Source organism: Streptomyces sp. NPDC046887 (assembly GCF_040644755.1).
In the GTDB taxonomy this organism is placed as follows: Bacteria; Actinomycetota; Actinomycetes; order Streptomycetales; family Streptomycetaceae; genus Streptomyces; species Streptomyces lichenis.
In genome coordinates this window covers 44,708-68,580 of sequence record NZ_JBEYXH010000041.1, presented here as the reverse complement: position 1 = coordinate 68,580, position 23,873 = coordinate 44,708, and the positions used below count along the sequence as shown (strand labels likewise).

General features: G+C 75.0%; 21 protein-coding genes. 11 read left to right on the top strand and 10 right to left on the bottom strand.

What is annotated here, in order from left to right; translation table 11 throughout:
• The 3 genes from ABZ945_RS28395 to ABZ945_RS28385 all read right to left on the bottom strand — a co-directional run.
• A partial coding sequence (locus ABZ945_RS28395; RefSeq protein WP_361275124.1) for a ThuA domain-containing protein occupies window positions 1-1,631 on the bottom strand: 1,631 nt, incomplete at its 3' end.
• Window positions 1,632-1,660: 29 nt separating this feature from the next.
• A complete protein-coding gene (locus ABZ945_RS28390; protein ID WP_361275134.1) occupies window positions 1,661-4,441 on the bottom strand; it encodes a lectin in 2,781 nt (926 codons plus the stop codon).
• 448 nt (window positions 4,442-4,889) lie between these two features.
• Entirely contained in the window at window positions 4,890-5,807 is a 918-nt protein-coding gene (locus ABZ945_RS28385) for a S1 family peptidase (RefSeq protein ID WP_361275121.1), read from the bottom strand.
• 759 nt (window positions 5,808-6,566) lie between these two features.
• On the opposite strand from ABZ945_RS28385, the gene ABZ945_RS28380 reads away from it, so the two are divergent.
• A complete protein-coding gene (locus tag ABZ945_RS28380) occupies window positions 6,567-6,758 on the top strand; it encodes a hypothetical protein (RefSeq protein ID WP_361275119.1) in 192 nt (63 codons plus the stop codon).
• Window positions 6,759-6,799: 41 nt separating this feature from the next.
• Here ABZ945_RS28380 and ABZ945_RS28375 read toward each other — a convergent pair whose 3' ends face one another.
• From ABZ945_RS28375 to ABZ945_RS28365, 3 genes are all read right to left on the bottom strand, one after another.
• A complete protein-coding gene (locus ABZ945_RS28375; RefSeq protein WP_361275117.1) occupies window positions 6,800-7,669 on the bottom strand; it encodes a class II glutamine amidotransferase in 870 nt (289 codons plus the stop codon).
• A gap of 29 nt (window positions 7,670-7,698) precedes the next feature.
• Window positions 7,699-9,129, bottom strand: a complete 1,431-nt coding sequence (locus tag ABZ945_RS28370) for a glutamate decarboxylase (protein WP_361275113.1) — start codon at window positions 9,127-9,129, stop codon at window positions 7,699-7,701.
• 213 nt (window positions 9,130-9,342) lie between these two features.
• A complete protein-coding gene (locus tag ABZ945_RS28365) occupies window positions 9,343-9,564 on the bottom strand; it encodes a hypothetical protein (protein ID WP_248633007.1) in 222 nt (73 codons plus the stop codon).
• Window positions 9,565-9,954: 390 nt separating this feature from the next.
• Here ABZ945_RS28365 and ABZ945_RS28360 point away from each other — a divergent pair, with 390 nt between their 5' ends.
• Both ABZ945_RS28360 and ABZ945_RS28355 read left to right on the top strand, forming a co-directional pair.
• Window positions 9,955-12,051: a SpoIIE family protein phosphatase gene (locus ABZ945_RS28360; RefSeq protein WP_361275111.1), complete on the top strand. Its 2,097-nt coding sequence runs from the start codon at window positions 9,955-9,957 to the stop codon at window positions 12,049-12,051.
• Between the two features lie 73 nt (window positions 12,052-12,124).
• The gene (locus tag ABZ945_RS28355; RefSeq protein ID WP_361275108.1) at window positions 12,125-12,511 is read left to right on the top strand and encodes a VOC family protein; all 387 of its coding nucleotides are present in this window, start codon (window positions 12,125-12,127) and stop codon (window positions 12,509-12,511) included.
• Here the strand turns inward: ABZ945_RS28355 and ABZ945_RS28350 are convergent.
• Complete coding sequence (locus ABZ945_RS28350; RefSeq protein ID WP_361275105.1) at window positions 12,499-13,242, bottom strand: MerR family transcriptional regulator; 744 nt, start codon at window positions 13,240-13,242, stop codon at window positions 12,499-12,501. The genes ABZ945_RS28355 and ABZ945_RS28350 overlap by 13 nt on opposite strands.
• Window positions 13,243-13,462: 220 nt before the next feature.
• On the opposite strand from ABZ945_RS28350, the gene ABZ945_RS28345 reads away from it, so the two are divergent.
• The 6 genes from ABZ945_RS28345 (at window position 13,463) to ABZ945_RS28320 (ending at window position 18,324) form a co-directional block, all read left to right on the top strand.
• Entirely contained in the window at window positions 13,463-13,660 is a 198-nt protein-coding gene (locus ABZ945_RS28345; RefSeq protein ID WP_361275103.1) for a hypothetical protein, read from the top strand.
• 355 nt (window positions 13,661-14,015) lie between these two features.
• Entirely contained in the window at window positions 14,016-15,671 is a 1,656-nt protein-coding gene (locus tag ABZ945_RS28340; RefSeq protein ID WP_361275100.1) for a PP2C family protein-serine/threonine phosphatase, read from the top strand.
• Window positions 15,668-16,822 (top strand): cobalamin-dependent protein, encoded by a 1,155-nt coding sequence (locus tag ABZ945_RS28335; RefSeq protein WP_361275098.1) that lies wholly within the window; start codon window positions 15,668-15,670, stop codon window positions 16,820-16,822. The genes ABZ945_RS28340 and ABZ945_RS28335 overlap by 4 nt, the downstream gene beginning before the upstream one ends.
• Window positions 16,819-17,250 (top strand): STAS domain-containing protein, encoded by a 432-nt coding sequence (locus ABZ945_RS28330; RefSeq protein WP_361275095.1) that lies wholly within the window; start codon window positions 16,819-16,821, stop codon window positions 17,248-17,250. The genes ABZ945_RS28335 and ABZ945_RS28330 overlap by 4 nt, the downstream gene beginning before the upstream one ends.
• A gap of 211 nt (window positions 17,251-17,461) precedes the next feature.
• Entirely contained in the window at window positions 17,462-17,839 is a 378-nt protein-coding gene (locus ABZ945_RS28325) for an STAS domain-containing protein (RefSeq protein WP_361275093.1), read from the top strand.
• Window positions 17,840-17,919: 80 nt separating this feature from the next.
• Window positions 17,920-18,324: an ATP-binding protein gene (locus tag ABZ945_RS28320; RefSeq protein WP_361275091.1), complete on the top strand. Its 405-nt coding sequence runs from the start codon at window positions 17,920-17,922 to the stop codon at window positions 18,322-18,324.
• Window positions 18,325-18,346: 22 nt separating this feature from the next.
• On the opposite strand, the gene ABZ945_RS28315 is transcribed toward ABZ945_RS28320, so the two are convergent.
• From ABZ945_RS28315 to ABZ945_RS28305, 3 genes are all read right to left on the bottom strand, one after another.
• Window positions 18,347-18,982 carry a TetR/AcrR family transcriptional regulator gene (locus tag ABZ945_RS28315; protein ID WP_361275089.1) on the bottom strand — a complete coding sequence of 212 codons (636 nt, stop codon included), beginning with the start codon at window positions 18,980-18,982 and terminating at the stop codon, window positions 18,347-18,349.
• 70 nt (window positions 18,983-19,052) lie between these two features.
• Window positions 19,053-20,123, bottom strand: coding sequence for a cation diffusion facilitator family transporter (locus ABZ945_RS28310; RefSeq protein ID WP_361275086.1), 1,071 nt, complete (start codon window positions 20,121-20,123; stop codon window positions 19,053-19,055).
• Between the two features lie 98 nt (window positions 20,124-20,221).
• Window positions 20,222-20,881, bottom strand: coding sequence for a TetR/AcrR family transcriptional regulator (locus ABZ945_RS28305; protein WP_361275084.1), 660 nt, complete (start codon window positions 20,879-20,881; stop codon window positions 20,222-20,224).
• 72 nt (window positions 20,882-20,953) lie between these two features.
• Here ABZ945_RS28305 and ABZ945_RS28300 point away from each other — a divergent pair, with 72 nt between their 5' ends.
• Both ABZ945_RS28300 and ABZ945_RS28295 read left to right on the top strand, forming a co-directional pair.
• Window positions 20,954-22,555, top strand: coding sequence for an FAD-binding oxidoreductase (locus ABZ945_RS28300; RefSeq protein ID WP_361275081.1), 1,602 nt, complete (start codon window positions 20,954-20,956; stop codon window positions 22,553-22,555).
• 61 nt (window positions 22,556-22,616) lie between these two features.
• Complete coding sequence (locus ABZ945_RS28295) at window positions 22,617-23,870, top strand: MFS transporter (protein WP_361275078.1); 1,254 nt, start codon at window positions 22,617-22,619, stop codon at window positions 23,868-23,870.
• Window positions 23,871-23,873 lie beyond the last annotated feature (3 nt).

The window sequence follows — 23,873 nt, the reverse complement described above, 5'->3', positions numbered from 1 at the left end:
GGTTGGGGGGTCCAGTTCTGGGCGCCGGTGCCGTTGCAGGTCCAGAGTTGGATCCTGGTGCCGTCGGCGGTGTTGCCGCCGGAGACGTCCAGGCATTTGCCCAGGGCGCGCAGCGTGCCGTCGCCGGGGGCGGTCCAGCTTTGTGCGGGGACGCCGGCGCAGGTCCAGATCTGGGCCTGGGTGCCGTCGGCGGTGGCGCCGCCCGCGACGTCCAGGCACATCCCGTTCACGCCCTTGACCGGGCCGGTACGCGGACCGGGGCCCGGGCCCGTACCGGTCTTGATCCGGATGTCCCGGAAGGACACCTCGTCGCCCGCGCCGTGGTTCTGCAGCCCGATATGGCCCTGGCGCAGACTGCGCGCCGGATCGGTGTTGGTGAAGTCGTTGATCTTCCGTCCGTTGAGGAAGAGCTCCAGCCGCTCACCGGTCACCCTGATCTCATAGGTGTTCCACTCGCCGGGCGGGTTGAGCGCCGCGTCCCGGGCCGCCAGGTCGGCCGACTGGAAGCCGTACACCGCGCCGGTGGTCCGGTCGGCGGCGTCGGTGGCGTCGATCTGGATCTCGTAGCCGTTGTCCACCGCCGTCCACGGGTCGTCTGAGGCCGGGAAGCCGATGAACACCCCCGAGTTGTCGTCGCCGGCCATCCGCCAGTCCAGCTTGAGCGAGTAGTCGCCGGTGAACTCCCTTCCCGCGTACCAGAGCAGGCCCATCCCGCCCTGCGAGGTGAGGGTGCCATCGGCCAGCGAGAACGAGCCGGGCCCGGCCTGCCGCCAGCCGGTGGTGCCCGAGCCGTCGAACAGCGGGGTGTAACCGGTCTCCGGCCGGCAGTCGGCGTCCGTCATCCCCGCCGCCCAGCGCACCCCGCCCAGCAGATGCCGGCGGAACGCGGGCTCGGTGTACGACTCGTCGGTGTGGCCGCCGCCGGTGTAGAAGGCCCGGCCGCCCTCGTAGTCCTTGCACCAGGCGATCGGATGGTCGCCCGACATGTTGCCGCCGGTGTAGCTGGACTCGTCCAGCGAGGCCAGCACCCGGGCGGTGGTACGGGGATTGGTGCGGTAGTTGTACCACTCGTCGAACCGCTGCCAGGAGGTGCCCAGATGGGCGGTGGCGTCGTGCGCGCGGTTCTCCACCCGCACGGTGGCGTCCTGGTTGTGCGGGTGCGAGTGGAACAGCGCCCCCGCCAGCCCCGCGTAGAACGGCCAGTCGTACTCGGTGTCGGCGGCGGCGTGCACGCCCACATAACCGCCGCCGCCCCGGATGTACTGCTCGAACGCCGTCTGCTGGGTGCCGTTCAGCACGTCCCCGGTGGTGGAGACGAAGACCACGGCCCGGTACCGGGCCAGGTTGGCGGTGCTGAAGGCGGCCGCGTCCTCGGTGGCGTCCACGGTGAAGTGGTGGGCCGCGCCCAGTTCGCGCAGCGCGGTCAGCCCGTCGTCGATGGACGAGTGCCGGAAGCCCGCCGTCTTGGAGAAGGCGAGGACACGGTACGCGGGGTCGGCGGCGGCCACGGCCCGCTCGGTGACCGCCGGGGGTTCGACCGGCGCCGGTGCGGCCAGCGCGGGCGTGGCGGTGGCGCAGAGCAGCGCCCCGGCCAGCGCGCAGCCCGCCTTTCTCAGGATGCCGTACGTCATGGTGGTTCCTCCTCTCTCGCTCCGGCCCGCTAGGGCAGGGTCCATTTCTGGTTGGGGCCGGTGTGGCAGGTCCAGAGGTGGGTGCGGGTGCCGTTGTTCCAGGTGCCGCCTTCGGCGTCGAGGCACTTGCCGGATGGGGGGTTGCGGAGGGTGCCGTCGGGTTGGGGGGTCCAGTTCTGGGCGCCGGTGCCGTTGCAGGTCCAGAGTTGGATCCTGGTGCCGTCGGCGGTGTTGCCGCCGGAGACGTCCAGGCACTTGCCCAGGGCGCGCAGCGTGCCGTCGCCGGGGACGGTCCAGCTCTGTGCGGGGACGCCCGCGCAGGTCCAGATCTGGGCCTGGGTGCCGTCGGCGGTGGCGCCGCCCGCGACGTCCAGGCACATCCCGTTCACGCCCTTGACCGGGCCGGTACGCGGACCGGGGTCCGGGCCCGTACCGGTGGTGAAGTGGAAGTCGTCCACATCGAACAGCGCCCCGGCGCCGCCCTTGAAGACCAGGTGGAGCGTGGTCGTCCCGGCCGGCCGGTCGGCCAGCGCGGTGCTCACGTCCTGGAAGTTCTCCCAGCCGCCGGTCACCGGCACGGTGGCGGTGCCCAGCAGGGTGCCGGTCGCCGAGCCCGCCCGCACCTCCAGGGTGCCGCCGGCGCCGCCGGAGGAGACCCGGGCGGTGAACCGGGTGGCGTCGTCCAGCGCGTACGGGGTGAAGGACACCCAGTCGCCGCTGTGGATGTCGCCGACCGTCTTCCCGCCGTGTGCCGCCGCCTTGCTGATCACCGAGACGCCGGAGGCGTTGCCGTAGTGCTCACCCTGGCGGTGGCTGGGCTGGGAGATGTTCTGGTCGTGGGTGGTCAACGCGGGCTGCCCGTTCGCGCCCTTGTCGGTGTACTCCGCGTCCCAGACGCCGAAGATGTTGGCGTTCGGGTCGTGCTCGCCGTCCGCGATGGTCTGCACGGTGCCGGAGCAGCCGTTGGCGGAGGTCTGCGGGTGGCCGTGGCTGTCATGGCCCAGGATGAAGGTCACCTTCACCTTGGAGCAGTCGATCGCCCCGTCCTCCGGGTCGCTCACCCTCACCCGGAACGGCACGGCCGCGCCCGGGTCGATGATCCGCCCCTCGATCGGCAGTTCCAGGGTCACCGTCGGGGCGGTGTTGCCGACGGTGATCCGCACCGAGGCGGTGGCCGTCTTGTTCGTCGGGTCGGTGACCGTCAGCTCCGCGGTGTACTGGCCGTTGGCGGTGTAGGTGTGGGACGGGTCGGCGGCGGTCGAGGTCGCCCCGTCGCCGAACTTCCAGGCGTGGCGCAGCGCTCCGCCGTCCGGGTCGGTGCTGCCGGCCGAGGAGAAGGCGACCGTCAGCGGCGCCTTGCCGGAGGTGCGGTCCGCCGTGGCCTGGGCGACCGGGGAGCGGCCGTCCACCAGGTGCTCGATGCGGTAGAGCGCCGAGTTCTCGTCACCGTTGAAGTAGCCGGTGCCGTAGTCCAGGACGTACAGCGCCCCGTCCGGGCCGAAGGCCATGTCCATCACCTGGGTGCCGGTCCAGGGGAAGGCGTTGATGGACCGTACGGTGCCGTCGGCCCCCTGGGCGATCCGCTTGATCCAGCGGCGGCCGAACTCGCCCGCGAAGAAGTCGCCGTCGTAGGACTGCGGGAACTTCACGGTGGATTGGTTGTTCGGGTCGTAGCGGTAGACCGGTCCGCCCATCGGGGACTCCGAGCCGCCGCCGAACTCCGGTACGGAGGAGCCGTCGTAGGGGATCCAGGCCGGCTGCGCCGGGGGCAGGTCGGTCAGCCCGGTGTTGCGCGGGGAGGTGTTCTTCGGCGCGTCGCAGTCGAACGTCGCGCCCACCGTGCCGTTCGCGAAGTCCCAGTCCGTGTAGGCGTCGTTCCGCCCGGTGCAGTACGGCCAGCCGTAGTTGCCGGCCTTGGTGATCCGGTTGAACTCCACCTGCCCGGCGGGGCCGCGGGCCGGGCTCGCGGTGCCGGCGTCCGGGCCGTAGTCGCCGAGGTAGACGGTGCCGGTGGGCTTGTCCACGCTCATCCGGAACGGGTTGCGGAAGCCCATGGCGTAGATCTCGGGCCGGGTCCTCGCGGTGCCGGGGGCGAACAGGTTCCCGGCCGGGACGGTGTACGAGCCGTCGGCGTTGACCTTGATCCGCAGCACCTTGCCCCGCAGGTCGTTGGTGTTGCCCGAGGAGCGCTGGGCGTCGTACGCCGGGTTGCGGGAGGGGCGTTCGTCGATCGGGGTGTAGCCGTCGGAGGCGAACGGGTTGGAGTCGTCGCCGGTGGAGAGGTAGAGGTTTCCCTGGGCGTCGAAGTCGATGTCGCCGCCGACATGGCAGCAGATGCCCCGGGAGGCGGGGACGTCCAGGACCTTCTTCTCGCCGGCGAGGTCCAGGGTGCCATCGGCCTTCAGGGTGAAGCGCGAGAGCCGGTTCACCCCGTCGAACGGGGCGAAGTCGGCGGCCGTTCCGTCGCCGGGGGCGTCGCCCGCCGGGGTGGCCAGCTTGGGCGCGTAGTAGAGGAACACCTGCCGGTTGGTGGCGAATCCGGGGTCCACCCCGACGCCCTGGAGGCCCTCCTCGTCATGGCTGTAGACGTCCAGTTTCCCGGACACCCTGGTGGTGCCGGCCGCGTCGGTCAGCCGCAGGGTGCCGTCCCGCGAGGTGTGCAGCACGGAGCGGTCGGGGAGCACCGCCATGGTCATCGGCTCGCCGGTCTCGGCCACCCCCTTGGCGAGGGTGACCTGCTGGAACTCCTCGGCCGCGGCGGGGGCGCGGGGGGCGGGCGCGTGGGTGGTGGCGTGGGCGGGGGCGGCCATCAGCCCGGTGGCGAGTGCCGCGGTGATGAGCAGGGCTCGGGCCCGTCGGGGCCGGGACGGTCGTGTGCGCACGTGGGTTCTCCCGGAGCGGTGGGGAAACCGAACGGGCCCGGGAACCGGGTCCGCCGGGGGAGCACAAGGCGCGCGCCGTCGCGCCGTGGCGCACCGGTCACGGGCTCATGACCGGTGTGTTGCAAGGAAGTTAGCGGGCCTGGTCCGGCCGCGTAACCCCTTTCGCGCCGCCATTCGCAACTTCTTCCCGCGTCAGGACAAAGCCGTCCGCCCAGCGGACACCGCCCTGGCGGGGAATCCGGGAAACGCCGGGAAACGCCGGACCGGCGGCCCGCTTCGCGCGGACCGCCGGTCGCCGGTCGGATGGTGCGGCCGGTCGGTCAGCCGGTCTCTCGATCGGCTGCTCGGCCAGGCGTGCGACAGGTCGTCGGGCCGGTCAGAAGATGCTCACCCCGTAGGCGCTCAGCGCCTCGGTGACCGGCTGGAAGAACGTGGTGCCGCCGGAGCTGCAGTTGCCGCTGCCGCCCGAGGTCAGCCCCAGCGCGGTGCTGCCCGAGAACAGCGCGCCACCGCTGTCGCCGGGCTCGGCGCAGACGTTGGTCTGGATCATGCCGTAGACGACCTGCCCGCTGCCGTAGTTGACGGTGGCGTTGAGGCCGGTCACCGTGCCGCCGCGCAGCCCGGTGGTGCTGCCGCTGCGCTGCACCGACTGGCCCACCGAGGCGTTGCCGGCCGAGGTGATGTCCCGGTAGCTGCCGTTGTACAGATACACCCGGCCGTCCGCCGCCGAGGCGTTGGAGTGCCGGATGATGCCGTAGTCGTTGGTCGGGAAGCTGGTCCCGGTACGGGTGCCGAGCACCGTGGTCCGGCCGGAGTTGGTGTACCAGGTGGAGGCGCTGTTGGTGCAGTGGCCGGCCGTCAGGGCGTAGTAGGTGCTGCCGCTGCGCACATTGAAGCCCAGCGAGCAGCGGCTGCCGCTGGAGTAGATCGCCTCGCCGCCGGCGATGAGCTTGCTGAACCTGCCCGGGGTGCGGTTGATCCGCACGGCGCCGGCCCGGTCGCCCGCGGCCGCCTTGATCTCGGCCAGTTCGGCCGCCGAGACCGTGGAGTCGGCGGTGACGACCAGCTTGCCGCTCTCGGCGTCGGTGTACCACGCGGTGCCGGCCACGTCGGCGGCCAGGACCGCCTCGCTCGCCTGGGCCAGCTGGGCGCCGGTCATCCGGACGTCCGGGGTCGGCTGGGCGCCGGCGCTGGGGACGGCCAGCGTGGACGCGGCCACCAGGGCGGCGGCCACGGCGGTCGTCCGGATGCCTCTGGTGGAGCCGTCGAAGGGGGTGAAGCGCGTGAAGTTCACTGCGTCCTCCGTGGGGGTTCCATGGCCCGCTGGGTGGGCGGGCCGTGCGGAGCGCCGGCGGACGGGCCTCATGGCGGGTGCGGTCGCCATGCGCCTGTCAATCGACGCAAGGGGAATCCTGGAGTCCGCTCGCGGGTGCGGCAAGCGCCTCTTTCGGTCGCGCTACGCGCGTACGCCGCCCCGGCCGCCCGCCCGGGCCCGGGCGGCGTCGGCGGCGGGGCCGGAGCACCCGGTGGCGTGCGCCCCCTCACGGCGTGCCGGCCCGGGCCGCACCCGGCGCCCCCGGATCCGCGCGCCGGACGGCGGGACCCGCCCGGTACGCCACCGGAAGCGGAAGCCGTCATGCCGGTCGGGTAGCGGTTGAGCAGTGCGTGCGCCGTCCCGGACCCCGGGCCGCCGCCCGCCGTCCCGCCCGTACCCGCACGGCCCCGCCCCTCCCGTTCCGGCGCCCCCAGGGCGCCCCGCCCGCCGCACGGTACGGGGCCCGGCCCGCCGCCGCCGCGCCCATCGGTGCTCCCTCGGCCCGTACCGCCTCCGGGCGGGCGCACCGGCACCGGCGGCCGCGAATTGCGGGGAATCCCTCCGTTCGCCCTCCGGCCGGAGCTGTCCGAATACCGCTCCTTACCCCCACCGAAGGGCTGCCGCCGGGGTGGGTGGTGTGGAACGGGACGGACGAGGAATCCGGTATGAACGGGCCGAAAGGGGCCCCAGGGTGGACCCGGGCCCGGGCGCCACCGGCACCGACGAACGAGGAGAGCGATGAACCACCGCGACCGGCATCCGGACACCGCCGCCGACGAGGTCCTGCACGAGTTCGAGGAGGCGGAGCTGGACGTGGACGACGACCGCGAGGCCGCCCACGACAAGGAGGCCGCGGACGCCATGCGCCCCGGCCCGAACAGCCAGGAGTCGGTGCAGAACGACGCCCACCGGGAGCCGGGGGACCGCTGAGCCGTCACCGCAGCCCCACCGGCGCGGCCGTGGCCCGGCCGCTACGCCGCGGTCTGGGAGGCGGCGGCGCCGGGGGCGAGGTCGGCCAGGGTGAGGGGGCGGGTCGGAGGGTCCGGGAGGGCGATCCGGCGGCTGACCGCGAGGTCCGGTCCCGCGTGCAGCAGCTCCCCGGGCTCCAGCAGCCGCCAGCCCGGGTTGTCGTCCATCCGCTCGCTCGCCACCACCACCGCGGGCACCCCGGCCAGCTCGCCGGAGTGGACCCGCATCCGGCCCCGCTCCCCGCTGTGGTCCAGATGGCGGTCGCCGTGGTGGCCGCCGGGCCCGCGCTCCAGCACGTACAGCCGGTGGGTGTCCGGGTAGCGCAGCGCCCACAACTCGTGCGGGGTGGTCAGCACCAGGTTGAGCGCGAACACCGGCAGCCGTTCGGCGATCCAGCGGGCCGCCGACTCGATGCCCCGGCCGACGTCCCCGCCGTTCGCCCGGACCTCCTTGGTGATCAGGGCGAAGAAGCGCTCCGAGTCGGTGTCCCCGGCCACCAGCGCGCGCTCCGGCCCGAGACGGGCGTCGATCTCCCGCTCCTCCCCGATGACGCCGTTGTGCGCGAAGAGCCGTCCGTCCTGGAGGAACGGGTGGGTGTTGCGGGCCTCCAGCCGCCCGGTGGAGGCGTACCGGACATGCGCGAGGAACGTCGCCGAGCGCACCCGGCGCGCCTCCTCGGCGAACGACCGGTCCCGGTACGCGGCGAGCGGCGCCCGGTCCACCGACGGCGTACCGTCGCCGCCGAACCAGCCGAGACCGGTCCCGTCCGGGTCCCGGTGGCTCTGGTCGCGCAGGCTGTCGGGCGCGTCCAGCAGCCAGAAGGTGGCATGGGTGCGGTGCGGGGCGCTGCTCAGGCCGAACAACCGGCACATGGGGTCTCCTCGGGGGGTGTCGTCAGGGTTCAGTGGCGGCCGGCCCGCCGGGGGTTCCTCGTCTCGGCGCCGTGGGCGAACCCGCCCGCGTCCTCGGCGCTGCGCTGGGGCGCGTGCTGCCGCTCCAGCCGCTCCAGCACCCGGCGCAGGTCCTCCAGGAGCAGGTCGGCCAGGTCGTGCCCGAAGCCGTTGCGGACCACGATCCGCAGCACCGCCAGGTCCTCCCGGTCCTTGGGGAAGGTGTACGCCGGGACCAGCCAGCCGCGTTCCCGCAGGGCGGCGGAGAGGTCGAACACGCTGTAGGCGTCCACGCCCTCCTTCACCCGGAACGCGAACACCGGGGCCTCGCTCCCGTCGGTCAGCAGCTCGAACGCGCCCAGCTCGGCGATCCGGGCGGCCAGCCGGGTCGCCACGTCCCGGCAGGTCCGCTGGACCCGCCGGTACCCCTCCATCCCGAGGCGTAGGAAGGTGTAGTACTGCGCCACCACCTGGGCGCCCGGGCGGGAGAAGTTCAGCGCGAAAGTGGGCATGTCCCCGCCCAGGTAGTTGACGTGGAAGACCAGGTCGTCGGGGAGTGCCTCGGCGTCCCGCCACAGCGCCCAGCCCACGCCCGGCATCACCAGCCCGTACTTGTGCCCGGAGGTGTTGATGGAGGCCACCCGGCGCACCCGGAAGTCCCACTCCAGTTCCGGGTCGAGGAAGGGCGCGATCATGGCGCCCGAGGCGCCGTCCACATGGACCGGGACATCGACGCCGGTGCGCTCCTGGAGCTCGTCCAGCGCCGCCGCGATCGTGGCCACCGGCTCGTAGCTGCCGTCGAAGGTGGAGCCGAGCACCGCGACCACCCCGATGGTGTTCTCGTCGCAGTGCGGGACGGCCGTCTCGGCGGTCAGGTGGTAGCGGTCGCCCTCCAGCGGGACGTAGCGCGGCTCCACCTCGAAGTACTCGGCGAACTTCTCCCAGCAGATCTGCACATTGGCGCCCATCACCAGGTTGGGCCGGTCCGCCGGCTTCCCCTCGGCCCGGCGCCGCTGCTGCCAGCGCCGCTTCAGCGCCAGCCCGGCGAGCATCGCGGCCTCACTGGAACCGGTGGTCGAGCAGCCGATCACATGGCGCGGGTCCTCCGCGTGCCAGAGCCGGGCCAGCATGTGCACACAGCGCAGCTCCAGCTCGGCGGTCTGCGGGTACTCGTCCTTGTCGATCATGTTCTTGTCCGCGCACTCCGCCATCAGCCGCAGCGCGTGCGGGTCGGCCCAGGTGGTCACGAACGTGGCGAGGTTCAGCCGGGCGTTGCCGTCCAGCATCAGCTCGTCGTGCACCAGCTGGTACGCCGTGTCCGGCTCCATCGGCCCCTCGGGCAGGGCGTAGCGCGGGACCGAGACGGGCTCCCGGCTGAAGATCGGGTTCAGCTCCACATCGCGGCTCGTCCGCGCGTCCCCGCGGCCATGGTTGAGGGCCATCACTCGACGTCCTTCCACGCGTACGGCGGCCTCGGCGGATGCCCGGCGCCCCCCAGCGGCCTTCCCCCCGCCGCCCCGCCTTCCGCGGCCGCCGGCCATTCCCGCCGCCAATGGCCCACACCCGGGCCGCCCGGCGGCCTCCGGTCGGCGCAGCGCACCCGGCGGCGGGCGGACGGCGACCGGGCACCCCGGCCCCCGTCCGCCCGGGGCGGCTCAGCGGGTGCGCATCCCGTCCAGCGCCCGCAGGTCGCCCTCGCCCAGTGCCCGGCCGGCGGTGTGCCCGTTCCCCGCGGCGCCGGTGTTCCCGTACGACTGGGTGGAGAAGTTGCCGTTCTGGGTGCGCACCTCCCCGTCCCCGACCGCCGCCGCCACCGGGGCCGCTGCGCCCACCACCGCCGCGGCCAGCCCCGCCGCCGCGAGAACCCTCTTCAGCATGTGTCCGTCCTTCTGTCCCGGGCCGCCGGGTCCGCCCGGCCGGCCGCTGTCCGTGCACCCGGCGGGACGGCGCCCACCGGATCTGCCGGTTTCCCCAACGGCGCCGCGCCGCGGGACGTACGCCGGATTCACCCGTTCGCACCCCTTTCCGGCTCCCCGGCCCCGGCGCCCCGCCCGCTCGCTCGGCGGGGCAGGCATGAACGGCACGCCGTCGGGCACCCGCTCCCCAGGCCCCGCCGCGTTCCCCCGTCGCGGCGGGGCCCCATCCGTCCCTTTCACCGGGCCCGCGCGCACCCGCCGGGCCGGCCTCCGGTGTCCGCCGCGCCCCCGGCCGCCGGGGTGGCGCGGGTGGCGGGCAGGGGGCACGGTGACCGTAGGAGAGGAGCGGTCATGGGCGGCACGCAGGACGGTCCCGCCGACCGCGGCGGGGCGGGCGGAGTCGGGGCGGTGACCCCCGGCCCGGCGGGCGGGCTGCTCGATGTGCTCGGCCTCGGTGCCGTCGTCGTCGACGCCGAGGGCCTGATCGTGCTGTGGAGCCCGCAGGCCGAGGGGCTCTTCGGCTACCGCGCCGAGGAGGCACTGGGCCGCTCGGCGGTCAAGCTGATGGTGGCCGAGGAGCACCGCGACGAGGTGCTCGCCCTCTTCGCCCAGGTGATGGGCAGCGGCGACCTGTGGGCCGGGGAGTTCCCGGTACGGGTCAAGGACGGCTCCAGCCGGCTGCTGGAGTTCCGCAACGTCCGGCTGACGGATGTGCGCGGGGACTACTTCGCGCTGGGCCTGTTCACCGAGCAGACCGCGCTGCGCCGGGTGGAACGGGACCTCGCCCTCTCCGTACGGCTGGTGGAGCAGTCGCCCATCGGCCTGGCCGTCCTCGACACCGGCCTGCGCTACGTGGCGGTCAACGCGGCCCTCGAACGGCTGCACGGGGTCCCGGCCGACCGGCTGGTGGGCCGCCTGATCGGCGAGGTCTGGCCCTCTTCGGTGATCGACGACACCGTGGAGGCGAACATCCGCGGGGTGCTGGCCACCGGCGCCCCGCTGCTGGACCGCCGGATCGTGGTCCGCCCGCCCGGAGCACCGGCCGGGGCCGACGACCGCGCCTGGTCGGTGTCGCTGTACCGGCTGGACGACGTCGGCGGCCGGGTCCTCGGCGTCGCCGTCTCCGTGATCGACGTCACCGACCGCTACCGCGCCACCCGGGAGGCCGACCGGGCCCGCGACCGGCTGACCCTGGTCGCCGACGCCTCGGTGCGCATCGGCACCACTCTCGACCTGGAGCAGACCGCCCGCGAACTGGCCGGGGTCGCGGTGCCGGAACTCGCCGACGTGGCCGCCGTCGACGTCCTGGACGCCGTGCTGGAGGGGCGCCCGGCCCGGCTGGAGGACGACGGGCCGGCCGTCATCCGCGCGCTCGCCGTCGCCGCCGCGTACCCCACCGTGGCGGTGGAGGCCGCCGACCGGCCGGGGGCGCCCGCCCACTACGGCGCCGACCGGCTGGTCACCCGCTGTGTGCGCAGCGCCCGCCCGGTGCTGGTCGCCGAGGTGGACGCCGACGACCTCACCCGGATCGCCCGCGACGACAAGGCCGTGGCGCTGCTCGCCGAGGCCGGCGTCCACTCCTACCTGGCCGTACCGCTGATCGCCCGCGGCGAGGTGCTCGGCGCGCTCGACCTCAAACGCGCCCGCAACGAACTGCCCTTCACCGAGGACGACGTGGTGCTGGCGAGCGAGCTGGCCGCCCGGGCCGCCGTCTGCATCGACAACGCCCGCCTCTACCGCCAGATGCGCGACACCGCCCTCACCCTCCAGCGCAGCCTGCTGCCCGAACCGCCCCGCGGCCTCGCCGGACTCCAGGTCGCCTCCCGCTACCAGCCGGCCGGCGCGGGCAGCGAGGTCGGCGGCGACTGGTTCGACGTCATCCCGCTGGAGGGCCGCCGCACCGCGCTGGTGGTCGGGGACGTGATGGGCAGCGGCATCAACGCGGCCACCACCATGGGACGGCTGCGCACCGCCACCCAGACCCTGGCGCGGCTCGCGCTGGAGCCGGCCGAGCTGCTGCGCCATCTCGACGAGATCACCAGCGGCCTCGAACCCTCCCTCGCCACCTGTGTGTACGCGGTCTACGACCCGGCCGCCGGCCGGGCCTGCGTCGCCACCGCCGGGCACCCGCCGCCGGTGCTGATCCGCGCGGGCGAACGTCCCCGGCTGCTGGACCTGCCGGTCGGGCCCCCGCTGGGCGTGGGCGGCGTCCCGTTCGACTCGGCCTCGGTCGCCCTCGGCCCCGGCGACCGGCTCGTCCTCTACACCGACGGCCTGGTGGAGACCCGCGACCAGGACATCGACACCCGGTTGGAGGCCCTGCTCACCCTGCTCGCCGACGAGGGCGACGCCTCCCTGGAGACCACCTGCGACCGCCTGCTGCGCGAACTGCGCCACCCCGCCAACCACGACGACGTCGCCCTGCTGCTGGCCCGGGTCGAACCGTAGAACCGGGAACCGGCCCCCGGCCTGGCCGGTTCCCGGTTTCCTCCGCGGGCGGGCCCGCCTAACCTCGGGAGGCATGGTGCATGTACTGGGGAGCAGGATCCTGTTGAGCCCCCGCGACCCGGAGCGGTCGCGGGACTTCTACGGCCGGGTACTCGGCCTCGCCGTCTACCGGGAGTTCGGCACCGGACCGGAGCGGGGCACCGTCTACTTCCTGGGCGGCGGCTTCCTGGAGGTCTCCGGCCGCTCCGAGGAACCGCCCTCGCCGAGCCTGCGGCTCTGGGTCCAGGTGGACGACGCCCAGGCCGCCTACGAGGAGCTGCGCGAGCGCGGCGCGGAGGTGGTGCGGCCGCCGAAGAAGGAGCCCTGGGGACTCATCGAGATGTGGCTCAGCGACCCGGACGGTGTGCGGATCGCCGTGGTGGAGGTCCCCGAGGACCACCCGCTGCGCTACCGGCCCTGAGCCGGGGCCGCGGCGGCCCCCGGCGCCCCCGGGTGCTCCAGGAAGGCGTGCAGCGCGGCCGACGCGGCCAGGCAGCGCAGGCTCCGCCGGGTCACCTCGCGGTCCCGGCGGCCCAGTTCGGCCAGCACCCGGTCCGGGCTGCCGGTCTCCCGCAGCTCGGCCAGGACCGCCTCGATGGTGGCCAGCGGGTGGTGCGCCCGCCGCAACAGCGCCACCACCCGGGCCGCGTGCAGCTCGGTCCGGCCGTAGCGCCGGTAGCCGGTGCCCGCCTCGCGCTCCGGCCGCAGCAGCCCCCGCGCCTCCCACAACCGCAGCACCGGCGGGCGCACCCCGACCGTCCGGGCCGCCTCGCCGATCCGCAGCGGGCGGCGCCCGGCCACCGGCTCCACCGGGCCGTCCGCCAGCACATCGCTCAGCGCGGTGTGCAGCGCGGCCAGCTCCGCGCGCTCCCGGTCCAGCGCGGCATGCCCCCCGTCCAGCGCGGCCAGCGCCGCCTCCAGGTCGCCGGAGTGCACCGCCCGCATCACCGTGCGCGCGATGGGCCACCCGTATCCGGCCGCCACCTCCCGCAGCGCCGTCAGCGCCGCCCGATGCGCCTCGGTGAAGACCCGGTACCCGCCCGCGCTGCGCCCCGCGGGCGGCAGCAGCCCGTCGTCGGCGTAGCCGCGGATCCGCTGCGCCGACACCCCCGCCGACCGCGCCAGGTCGCCGACCCGCAGCCCGTCCGCCACGACCGCCTCCGTCCACTCCGGGGCGCCGCCCGATCCGCGGCGCCCGTCTCTTCCGGCAGGGTTGAGACATAACGGACACCCTTCGCCGTCATTCCGCGGCCCGCCTCGGCCAACCCTCCCATAGCGCTTCAATGAAACAATGAATACCGAGGCCGGCGGCCCGAGTTGGGGTCATGATCGAGGACGGCCGAGACATCTGCTCGACCAGGAGGCGGCAAGAGTGAAGTTCGTACTGGAAGTCACCATCGACAAGGGGAAGACCGCCGAGGACACCGTGGGGGAGCTGGGCCGCATCCTGCGCTACTGGGGCGGCAACCTCGGCCACTACGAGCTGAAGCCCGGCGACGGGTCCGCGGTCTACGACTCGGACTACCAGGAGGTCGGCCAGTGGCGCATCGACGACGGGGACGCCTCCTGACCCGCGGGAACCGGGCCGGCTCCTGACCCGGAGCCCCGGTCCCGGGAGGTGCGGGGAGGTGCCGGGGCCGGCCGGGGGGCCGGCTCCGGCAGGTGCCCGGCCGGGGGCCGGCACCAGGGGTCGAACGGCCTCCGAACGGCCGGACCCGAATGATCGTTTTCCGTCGGTCCGGTCCGAAAGTGATCGGCTTGGTGGTGAACTGTGCAGGAATGGTGGCGTCTTGCGGCCGGAGGGGAGACGCGCCCCGGCGAAAGGGGAGGGCGGGTTGTCGGTGGCGCGGTAAGTGCGGGATGGTGGTCCGGAACCTGACTTCCGACGGAAGGTGAAGAGGCCCGCCCCGGGCGGCCTCGGGACCATGACGACTTTCGAAGGCGCCTCGCGCCAGCCGCAGGGCCTGGTGCGACACGTGGGTGCCTCGTGGATGCAGGCGCCCTACCCCGCCCTGGTCGCCGACGCCTCCGGCGGTGTCGTGGAGGCGAACGCGGCGGCCACCCACCTCTTCCCCGGCGCGGTCAGCGGCGCCTGGCTGGACCATGTGGTGCCCGGCTGGCTCGCCGACGCGCACCGCAGGGCCGGCGAGGAGGGCCAACCGCCCCGCCCCGTCCGCGGCCGCCACGACGACCTCACCCTGGAGGCCCACCCCACCGTCGGCGCCGACGGCGACATCGTGTGGTGGCTGGTCGACGACACCGACCGGCTGCTCGCCGAGACCGCGCTGCGCAGCGAACGCGAGCGCACCGCCTTCCTCGCCGACGCCTCCAGCCGGCTGCTCGCCTCGCTGAACGTGCCGCGCTGCATGGAGGTGGCGGTACAGCTGGCCGCCTCCCATCTGGCCGACGCCGCCCTGCTGGTCATGCCCGCCGCCGGGCGGCGCCACCCGATCGCCGCCAGCGTGGGCGGCGCCCCCGCCGTGCACAGCAGCGTCCGGATCGACCCGTCCGCCGTCACCGGACTCAGCGAGGCCCTCCAGGGCTTCCCGCCCGTCCCCTCCCGCTGGATCGACCCCGCGACGCTCCCGGACTGGGCCGTCCCGGAGGGCTTCGACGGACCGGCCGGCTCGGTCGTGGTCACCCCGCTGCCCGGGCACGGCATCCCCGCCGGGGCGCTGATCCTGCTCCGCCGCGGCGACCACGCCGCCTTCGACGTCTCCGAGGAGGTCTTCGCCCGGGTCTTCGCCGCCCGGGCCGGCGCCGCGCTGTCCGCCGCCCGGATGTACGCCGAGCAGGCCGGCATCACCGCCACGCTGATGGTCGAGCTGCTGCCGCCCAAGCTCCACCCGGTGCGGGGCGTGGAGTACGCCGGCGGCTATCGCGCCTCCCGCGACACCGAGCGGATCGGCGGCGACTTCTACGACGTCCACCCCGGCGCCGGACCCGACCAGGAGACCCTCGCCGTCCTCGGCGACGTCTGCGGCAAGGGGCTGGACGCCGCCGTCCTCACCGGCAAGATCCGCAACACCCTGCAGGCCCTGCTGCCCCTCGCCGAGGACCACGAGAAGCTGCTGCGCCTGCTCAACGGGACGCTGCTGACCGGCCGGCACACCCGCTACGCCACCCTGGTGCTGGCCTCCGTACGGCGCGAGGGCCGCGTCACCCGCCTCCGCCTCACCAGCGCCGGCCACCCCCGTCCGCTGATCGTCCGGCGCAGCGGCGAGGTCGAGGAGGCCGACACCGCCGGCACCCTGATCGGGGCCCTGCCCGACGTCCACGCCCGCACCGCCGAGGTCCGGCTCCAGCCGGGCGAGGCCTGCCTGCTGTACACCGACGGCATCACCGAGGCCAAGGGCGGCCCGCTGGGCGACGTCCGGTTCGGCACCCGCCGGCTGCGCGAGGCGGTCGCCGACTGCGCGGGCATGCCGGCCGAAGCCGTGGTCGAACGGGTGCAGATGCTCGCCTCGGAGTGGGTCGGCGGCCGGCCGCACGACGACATGGCCGTGCTCGCGATCTCCGTACCGCACTCCACCCATCTGACAGCGGTGGACGGCCGTACTCCGGGCAGGTACACCACATGACCCAAGCCCTCGACCCCCCGGAGGACGCCGCGCCCCCGGCGCCCGCCGCCGTCCGCCCGCCGGGCCCGGACAGCCTGGAGGCGGCCCGCCGCGAGCTGTGGCACGCCGTGCGCGACCGCGACGAGCAGCGCGCCGCACGGTCCGTCTTCGACCTCCTCGACACGGGCGCCGACGCCGAGGACGTCCTCCTCGGCGTCATCGCCCGGGTGCAGTTCACGGTGGGCGAGGAGTGGGCCGCCGGCCGCCTCACCGTCGCCGCCGAGCACGCGGCGACCGCCATCCACGACCGCATCATCGCCGCCATGTCGCACCGGGAGGCCGAGGCCCGCCCGGCCGGCGCCGCCCCCGCGGCCACGGTGACCGTCGCCTGCGTGGACGGCGAGTGGCACTCGCTGCCCGCCCGCATCCTGGCCGAGGTGCTGCGACTGCGCGGCCACCGGGTGGACTTCCTCGGCGCCCAGGTGCCCACCCCGCACCTGGTGGCCCATCTGCACCACACGGCGCCCGCCGCCGTCGCACTCTCCTCCTCCATCCCGACCAGGCTGCCGGCCGCGCACGCGGCCATCACCGCCGTGCAGGCCACCGGCATCCCCGTCCTCGCCGGCGGAGCGGCCTTCGGACCGGACGGCCGCTACGCCCGGCTGCTCGGCGCGGACGCCTGGGCACCGGACGCCCGGGGCGCCGCCGACACGCTGGCCCGCGGCGTGCCCCGCCCGGCCCCCGGCGCCGTCCGGCAGACCATCGACGACCTGCCGCATCTGGCCGACCAGGAGTTCACCATGGTCAGCCGCAGCAGGGGGCAGCTGGTGAAGAACACGATGGCCGCCCTGGAGGACCGGCTGCCCGCCATGCGGGTCTACACCGAGGCGCAGCGCGAACGCACCGCCGAGGACGTCGCCCATATCGTCGACTTCCTGGCGGCGGCCCTCTACACGGACGACTCCGGCCTCCTCACCCGCTTCCTCGACTGGACCGGTGGCATCCTGGAGGCACGCGGGGTGCCCGCCCGGGTCCTCGGCCCCGCACTGGAGATCCTCCAGGACGAGCTGAAGGACTTCCCCCGCGCCCTGCGGTTCCTCGCCGAGGGGCACGCCGCCCTGGACGGACGGGGCACCCGACCCACGATCCCCGGCCCCGGAAGCGAAGCATGACCACCGTCCCCGACGACACCGCCCCCGACGAGACCTTCGGCCTGGAGGTCGCCACCGGCGGGCGGGACGTGCATGTCCGCGTCCGCGGCGACCTCGACTACGAGACCGCCGAGGAGCTGCTGGAAACCGCCCGCGCCCACCTCCAGTCCGACCGGCCGCCGCGCCGCCTCCACCTGGACTGCGCGCGGCTGACCCTGTGCGACTCCATGGGCCTGGCCGCGCTGCTGCTGATCCACCGCCACGCTCTCGCCGCCGGGGCCCGGCTGCATCTGGACAACCGCCCCGACATGCTGGAGCACCTGCTGGAACTGACCGGCACCCTCGATCACTTCGCCCAGGCCGAGAAGGGCGGGGACGACCGCCCGGCGCACGAGGATCCGTCCCCGCACAGCGCCGCCGGGTCCCCGCCGCCGTCCCACCCCGGATGACCGGCCGGCCCCGGGCTCCGCTGGCCCGCACCCGTCCCGCCGCCGAGGTGAATCGCTTCTGCGGCCGGCCGGAGGCCCGGGGCCCCGACGGGTGCCGGACGGCGGCCGGGCGCACCCCCGGACCGGCCCGGACCCGGTCCGTGCGCCCCGGCGAGCGCCCCCGTCGGCGACCGCCCTTCGCAGGGCCGAGTGGAGCTGCGACAATGCCCCGATGAGCGATGAACCCGAAGTGACCACGACACTGGTCGAGGACGTCCGGGTGGTGCGGGTCAGCGGCGAGTTCGACCCCGACGAGGCCGCCGCCCTGGCGGAGGCGCTGGCCGTGCCCTCCGACGGGGCGGCCCTCGGCCTGGTGGTGGACCTGGCCCATGTCGCGTTCGCCGACTCCTCCTTCCTGCACGCCCTGATCGACGCCCAGCTGCGCCACCGCGACGCCCGGGTGCCGCTGGTCCTGGCCGCCCCCGGCCCGCTGGTGGTGCGCCTGCTGGAGCTGACCGACACCGCGCGCGTCTTCACCCTCACGCCCACCGTCGAGGCCGCCGTGGAGGCGGTCCGCGGCGCCCGCACCGACGGCCGTTCGCTCCGGTGACGGCGGACACGGCGTACCCGGCGCCCGCGGGGGCAGCCGCAGAGAGCACGACGGTCGCGCCGACCGCGCAGGAGGGACGCATGACGACGCAACGGACGGTCACCGACCGCGACCACCGCCCCGCCACCGCGGGCGCCGCCCGGGACCAGGTACGCCGACTGCTCGGCGGCGCGGCGGCGCCCCTGCCGGCCGCCGTGGTCAACGACGTCCTGCTGGTCACCTCCGAACTGGTCACCAACGCCCTGCGGCACGGCGGAGGGCTCACCGCCTTCGGCGCCGTCCTCGGCGACGGCACCATCACCATCAGTGTCAGCGACCGCACGGCCACCCCTCCGCGCACGGACACCGGCGGATCGGTCACCACCCCGGGCGGCTTCGGCTGGCCGCTGGTACGGCGGCTGAGCCGGGCGGTCGCCGTCCGGACCACGTCCTCCGGCAAGACCATCGAGGCGGTCGTCCCGCTGGGGCCCTCGCCCGTTGTCTGACGCCTCGCCTCGGTCGGCGGTGTCAGCCGGCGGCGGTGGGCGGGTCGAGGGCGCCGTGCGGCAGGCCGAGGGCGTGCTCGGCGGTGGTCACGGCCATCCGGGCGACCTCCGCCGGGAGTTCGGGCATCCCGGCGTTGGCGCTCAGGCCGTCGAGCACCACCAGGATCTGCGTGGCCGCGACCACCGGGTCACCGGCGCGGAAGTCGCCGCTCCCGGTGCCCGCGCGGACCAGGTCGGCCAGTCGGCCGCGCCAGGCCGCCTCCTGGCCGGCCACCCGCTCGCCCAGGACCGGGCGGTAGCGGCCGAGATGGCGGGCGTTGATCCAGAGCAGGCTCACCGCGTCGTACGCGGGGCCGGAGGTCCGCGCCAGGAAGGCGGCCAGGTGCTCCAGCGGCGAGGCCCCGGAGCAGTCGGCCGGCAGCAGGGCGTCCAGCTCGGCGCCGGCCGCGCTGCCGAACGCCTCCGCCACCAGGTTCTCGGCGGACGGGAAGTAGTGGCTGATCAGCCCGGGGCGGACGCCGAGCTCCTCGGCGATCCTGCGCAGGGTGACGCACTCCAGTCCCTCGGCCAGGGCCACGGCGGCGGAGGCGGCGACGATCTCGGCCCGCCGGTCCTCCGGCGACTTGCGGGTCCGTTTCCTCGGGGCGCTTGACGGCATCCCCGTATGCTATTGATCGTGTGACCAATAGGCAAACCGCCCGGTCGGCGGCGCATACGGCCCATGCGGCTCAGCCCGGGCCGTGGTGGTGGGCCAGCGTCCCGTGCGGGTCCTCGCCCCCGTCCTCCGGTGCGTGGTCGGTGTGCACGGTGACGGCCGCCAGCCGCGGTACGGAGTGCAGCAGCGCGTGCTCGGCCCGTACCGCCAGCCGGTGCGCCGCCACCACGGTCAGCCGGCCGTCCACCACGATCTCCGCCTCGGCCCGCAGGGTGTGCCCGGTCCACCGCATCCGCAGCCGCCCCACGCCCCGGACCCCGTCCACCGCCGCCAGGGTCCGCCGGGCGGTGGCGACCAGTTCCGGGTCGACGCCGTCCATCAGCCGCCGCAGCACCTCCCGGGCCGCGTCCCGCAGCACCAGCGCGATCGCGGCCGTGATCAGCAGCCCGACCAGCGGGTCGGCCTGCCGCCAGCCCAGCGCCGAGCCGCCCGCGCCCAGCAGCACCGCCAGCGAGGTGAAGCCGTCGGTACGGGCGTGCAGCCCGTCGGCGACCAGCGCGGCCGAACCGATCCGTCGGCCGGTGCGGATGCGGTAGCGCGCCACCCACTCGTTGCCCGCGAAGCCGACCAGCCCCGCGGCCGCCACCGCGCCGAGGTGGTCCACCTCCCGCGGGTCGAGCAGCCGGGCGACCGCCTCGTATCCGGCCAGCGCCGCCGAGGCCGCGATCACCGCCACGATCACCACACCGGCCAGGTCCTCGGCCCGCCCGTAGCCGTAGGTGTAGCGCTGGTTGGCCGCCCGCCTCCCCAGCAGGAAGGCGATCGCCAGCGGTACGGCGGTCAGCGCGTCGGCCGCGTTGTGCACCGTGTCGCCGAGCAGCGCCACCGAACCCGACACCGCGACTACCGCCGCCTGCGCCACGGCCGTCGCCCCCAGCACGGCCACCGAGAGCCAGAGCGTCCGCAGGCCCTCCCGGGAGCCCTCCAGTGCGCCGTCCACCTTGTCGGACGGCTCATGGCTGTGCGGTACGGCGAGATGCGCCACCCGGTGGCGCAGCCGCGCCCACCGCCCGTGCCGGGACCCGTGCGCCGCATGCGGGGACGGGCCGTGGGAGTGCGCTTCGGGTGCCTGATGCTCCGCCATGGGAGACACCATGGCACGCCGAACCCGCTGCAGCCACCGCCGAGTTACCGCAGGTCACCAGCTGCGACGCGCTCGCAGGTGGGGGCCGTGCGCGGTGGTCACCGAGGCGGCTCGGTGGCGAAGGCGGCACCGGCCGCGGCGAACAGCCGGGCGCAGCGCCGCGCCATCTGCTCCGGCGACTGGTCGGGGTGCTTGACCCACCACCGCACCAGCGCGGTGACCAGTCCGCGCCAGGCGTACATCAGCGCGTCGGCGTCCAGCGGGTCGACCGCCCCGTCCTCGTCCAGCAGGTCCGCGGTGCCCAGGGCGGCGAGCCGGTCGATCTCCGCGCGGTACCGCCCGGCGCGGCGGGCCGGCTCCCCGTCGGCCGGCAGCGCGGGGTCGTAGAGCACGAACCAGCCCTCGCGCCGCCCCTGAAGAGCGGTGAACAGCGCGTGCAGCACCCGCAGCGGAGTGCCCGGGTCGCGGCCCCCGCCCTCCGCCATCGCGCCGCGCACGGCGTCCAGCACCCGGTCGCCGACCGGAGTGAGGCAGGCCAGGTAGAGGTCCTGCTTGGCGCCGAAGTACTGGTGCAGCAGCGTCTTGGTGACGCCCACCCGGTCCGCCACCGCGGTGAGCGAGGCGGCGTGGTAGCCGCGCCGGCCGAACTCCTCGGTGGCGGCGTCCAGGATCTGCCGCTCCCGCACGGCCCGGGGGACGCCCTTGGTGCCGACCCGGGGAGCGCTCCGGGTGCCGGTCGGTGCGGAGGGTCTGGTCATGCGACTGAACTTACCATACGGTAATTTGCTGTTTAGTAACTTCCCGTAGAGTAACTTCCGAGAGCAGGCACCATGAGCGACACGCACAGCCAGGGCCCCCGCTCCTCCCGCGCCCGCTCCTGGTGGGGCTGGGGCTGGGCCGACGCCCACCCCGGCGACGCCGAGTGCGCCGCCCTCGGCGCCCTGCTGCCCGGCACCCTGGCCACGCCGCTGCCGGTGCCCCGGGTGGCCGACCTGCGGATCGGGCCGCCCGCCGTCCGGCCCCCGGCGAGCCTGGCTCCGCTGGTGACCGAGGACCCGGCGGAGCGCGCCGCCCACGCCATGGGCAAGGCCTACCGGGATGTCATCCGCGCGCTGCGGGGCCGCCCCGGGCGCCTGCCGGACCTGGTCGCCCGCCCGGCCCGGGACCAGGACGTGGCCGATCTGCTCGACTGGGCCGGCGGCCGGGGCGTGGCCGTGGTCCCGTACGGCGGCGGCTCCTCGGTCACCGGGGGAGTGGAGTACCGGGGCGACGCCCACCGCGCCGTGCTGAGCCTGGACCTCACCGGGCTGGACCGCGTCCTGGAGGTGGACACCACCGGCCGCGCGGCCAGGATCCAGGCCGGGATACTCGGCCCGGCCCTGGAGGCCGGACTGCGGCCGCACGGCCTGACGCTGCGCCACTTCCCGCAGAGCTTCGCGTTCTCCACCCTGGGCGGCTGGCTCGCCACCCGCGCGGGCGGCCACTACGCCACCGGCCGTACCCGTATCGACGACTTCGCCCAGTCCCTGCGGGTGGTCACCCCGGCCGGGACCGGCGAGTCCTGGCGGCTGCCCGCCTCCGGCGCCGGGCCGTCGCCGGACCGCCTCTTCCTGGGCTCGGAGGGGGCGCTCGGCGTCATCACCGAGGCATGGATGCGGCTGACGGAGCGGCCCCGCCACAAGGCGTCCGCCGCCGTGTCCTTCCGCCGGTTCGCCGACGGCCTCCAGGCGGTGCGGGCCGTCGCCCAGTCCGATCTCGCCCCCGCCAACTGCCGCCTGCTGGACGCCGGGGAGGCCGCGCTCTCCGGTGCGGCCCGCGACGGTTCGGCCGTCCTGGTGCTGGGCTTCGAGTCGGCCACCGGCCCGGTCGACGCCCGGCTCGCCGCCGCGGTGGAGCTGGCCCGTGAACACCACGGCGTCCTCACCGAGGTCGCCGGCAGTCCCGGGTCGGACGCGGTCGGCGCCTGGCGGTCCGCCTTCCTGCGGATGCCCTACCTCCGCGACGGCCTGGCCCGGATGGGCGCGGTGGCGGAGACCTTCGAGACCGCCGCCACCTGGGACCGGCTGCCCGGCCTCGTGGAGGACGTGCGCGCCGCCACCGCCGCGGCCGCGCGGGAGGCGACCGGCCACCCCGCCACCGTCAACTGCCGCCTCACCCATGTCTACCCGGACGGCGCCGCGCCCTACTTCACCGTGCTGGCGGCCGGCCGGCCCGGCGACGAGGCCGCCGTCTGGGACCACATCAAGTCCGCCGCGACCGAGACCCTGCACCGCCACCGCGCCACCGTCACCCACCACCACGCCGTCGGCCGCGACCACCGGCCGGGCTACGACCGCCAGCGCCCCGAACCCTTCGCGCTGGCCCTGCGCGCCGCCAAGGACGCCCTCGACCCGCACGGGATCCTCAACCCGGGCATCCTGGTCGGCCCCTGAGCCCGCCGCCCGGCCTCCCGCGACCGCTGCCGGATCGGCGGGCGCTGTTAGCCTGCCGTCCATGATCAAGGGGGGCCTGGCAGGCAGCGGAATACGCCGCATGGCGGGGGACAGCAGGCCGGAACGGGTGCTGATCGCCGCCAGTTTCACCAACCGCGTGGGCAACGGCCTGTTCAACGCCGCCTCGGCGCTCTACTTCACCCTGATCGTGGGCCTGCCCGCCGTGCAGGTCGGCGCCGCGCTCACCATCGCCGGAGTGATCGGCCTGGGCGCGGGGATACCGGGCGGGCATCTCGCCGACCGGCGGGGCGCGCGCCCCGTCATGATGGCGGCCCTCGCGGTGCAGGCGGTGTCGATGGCGGCCCTCGTCCTCGTCGAGAGCTGGGCCGCGCTCACCATCATCGCGACGGTCGGCCAGATCGCGGCGGCGGTCGCCGGGGCGGCCTGGGGCGCGCTGGTCGTCCGGGTCGGGGGTGAGCGCCCGGCCCTGTTCCGGGCGAAGCTGCGGACGTTCGTCAACCTGGGCGTCATCCTGGGCACGGTGGGCGCGGGACTGGCGCTGGCCGCGGACACCCGCGGCGCCTATGTCACGCTGATCCTCGGCAACGCGGCGAGCTTCGCCCTGTGCGCGGTGCTGCTGCTCCTGCTGCCCCGCTATCCGGTCCTGGCGGCGCCGCCGCGGCAGCAGCGCCTGCTCGCCTTCACGGACCGCCCCTTCCTGGTGTTCGCCGCCCTGTACGGGGCCATGGGACTGCAGTACCCGGTGGTCTCGCTGCTCCTGCCGATCTGGATCTCGGAGCACACCGAAGCGCCGCGCTGGACGGTGGCCGCGCTGTTCGCCGTCAACTCCCTCTTCTGCGTGCTGACCCAGACCAGGATCGGCTCGCGTATCGAGACCCCGTACGACGGCGGCCGGGCGTTCCGCACGGCGGGGCTGCTCTTCCTGGTCAGCTGCCCGATGATGGCGCTGGCGGCGTACACCCCGGTCTGGGCCGCGGCCGGACTGGTCCTGGCGGCGGTCTTCGTCCACAGCCTCGGGGAGGTCTGGGAGTCCTCGGCGGGATTCGCCCTGGGCTTCGGTCTCGCCCCGGACCACGCCCAGGGCCAGTACCAGGGTCTCCTCGGGCTCGGCTTCAGCGCGGGCCAGGCTCTCGCCCCCGCGATCCTCACCACGGTGGTGCTGGGGCTCGGCACGGCGGGCTGGCTGCTGCTGGCGTCGTCCTTCGCGGCACTGGGCGCCGCCGGTCCCGCTCTCGCCCGCTGGGGTGTGCGTACCCGGCCGCGTCCGGACGCCGCCGCGGATGCGACGGGATGACCG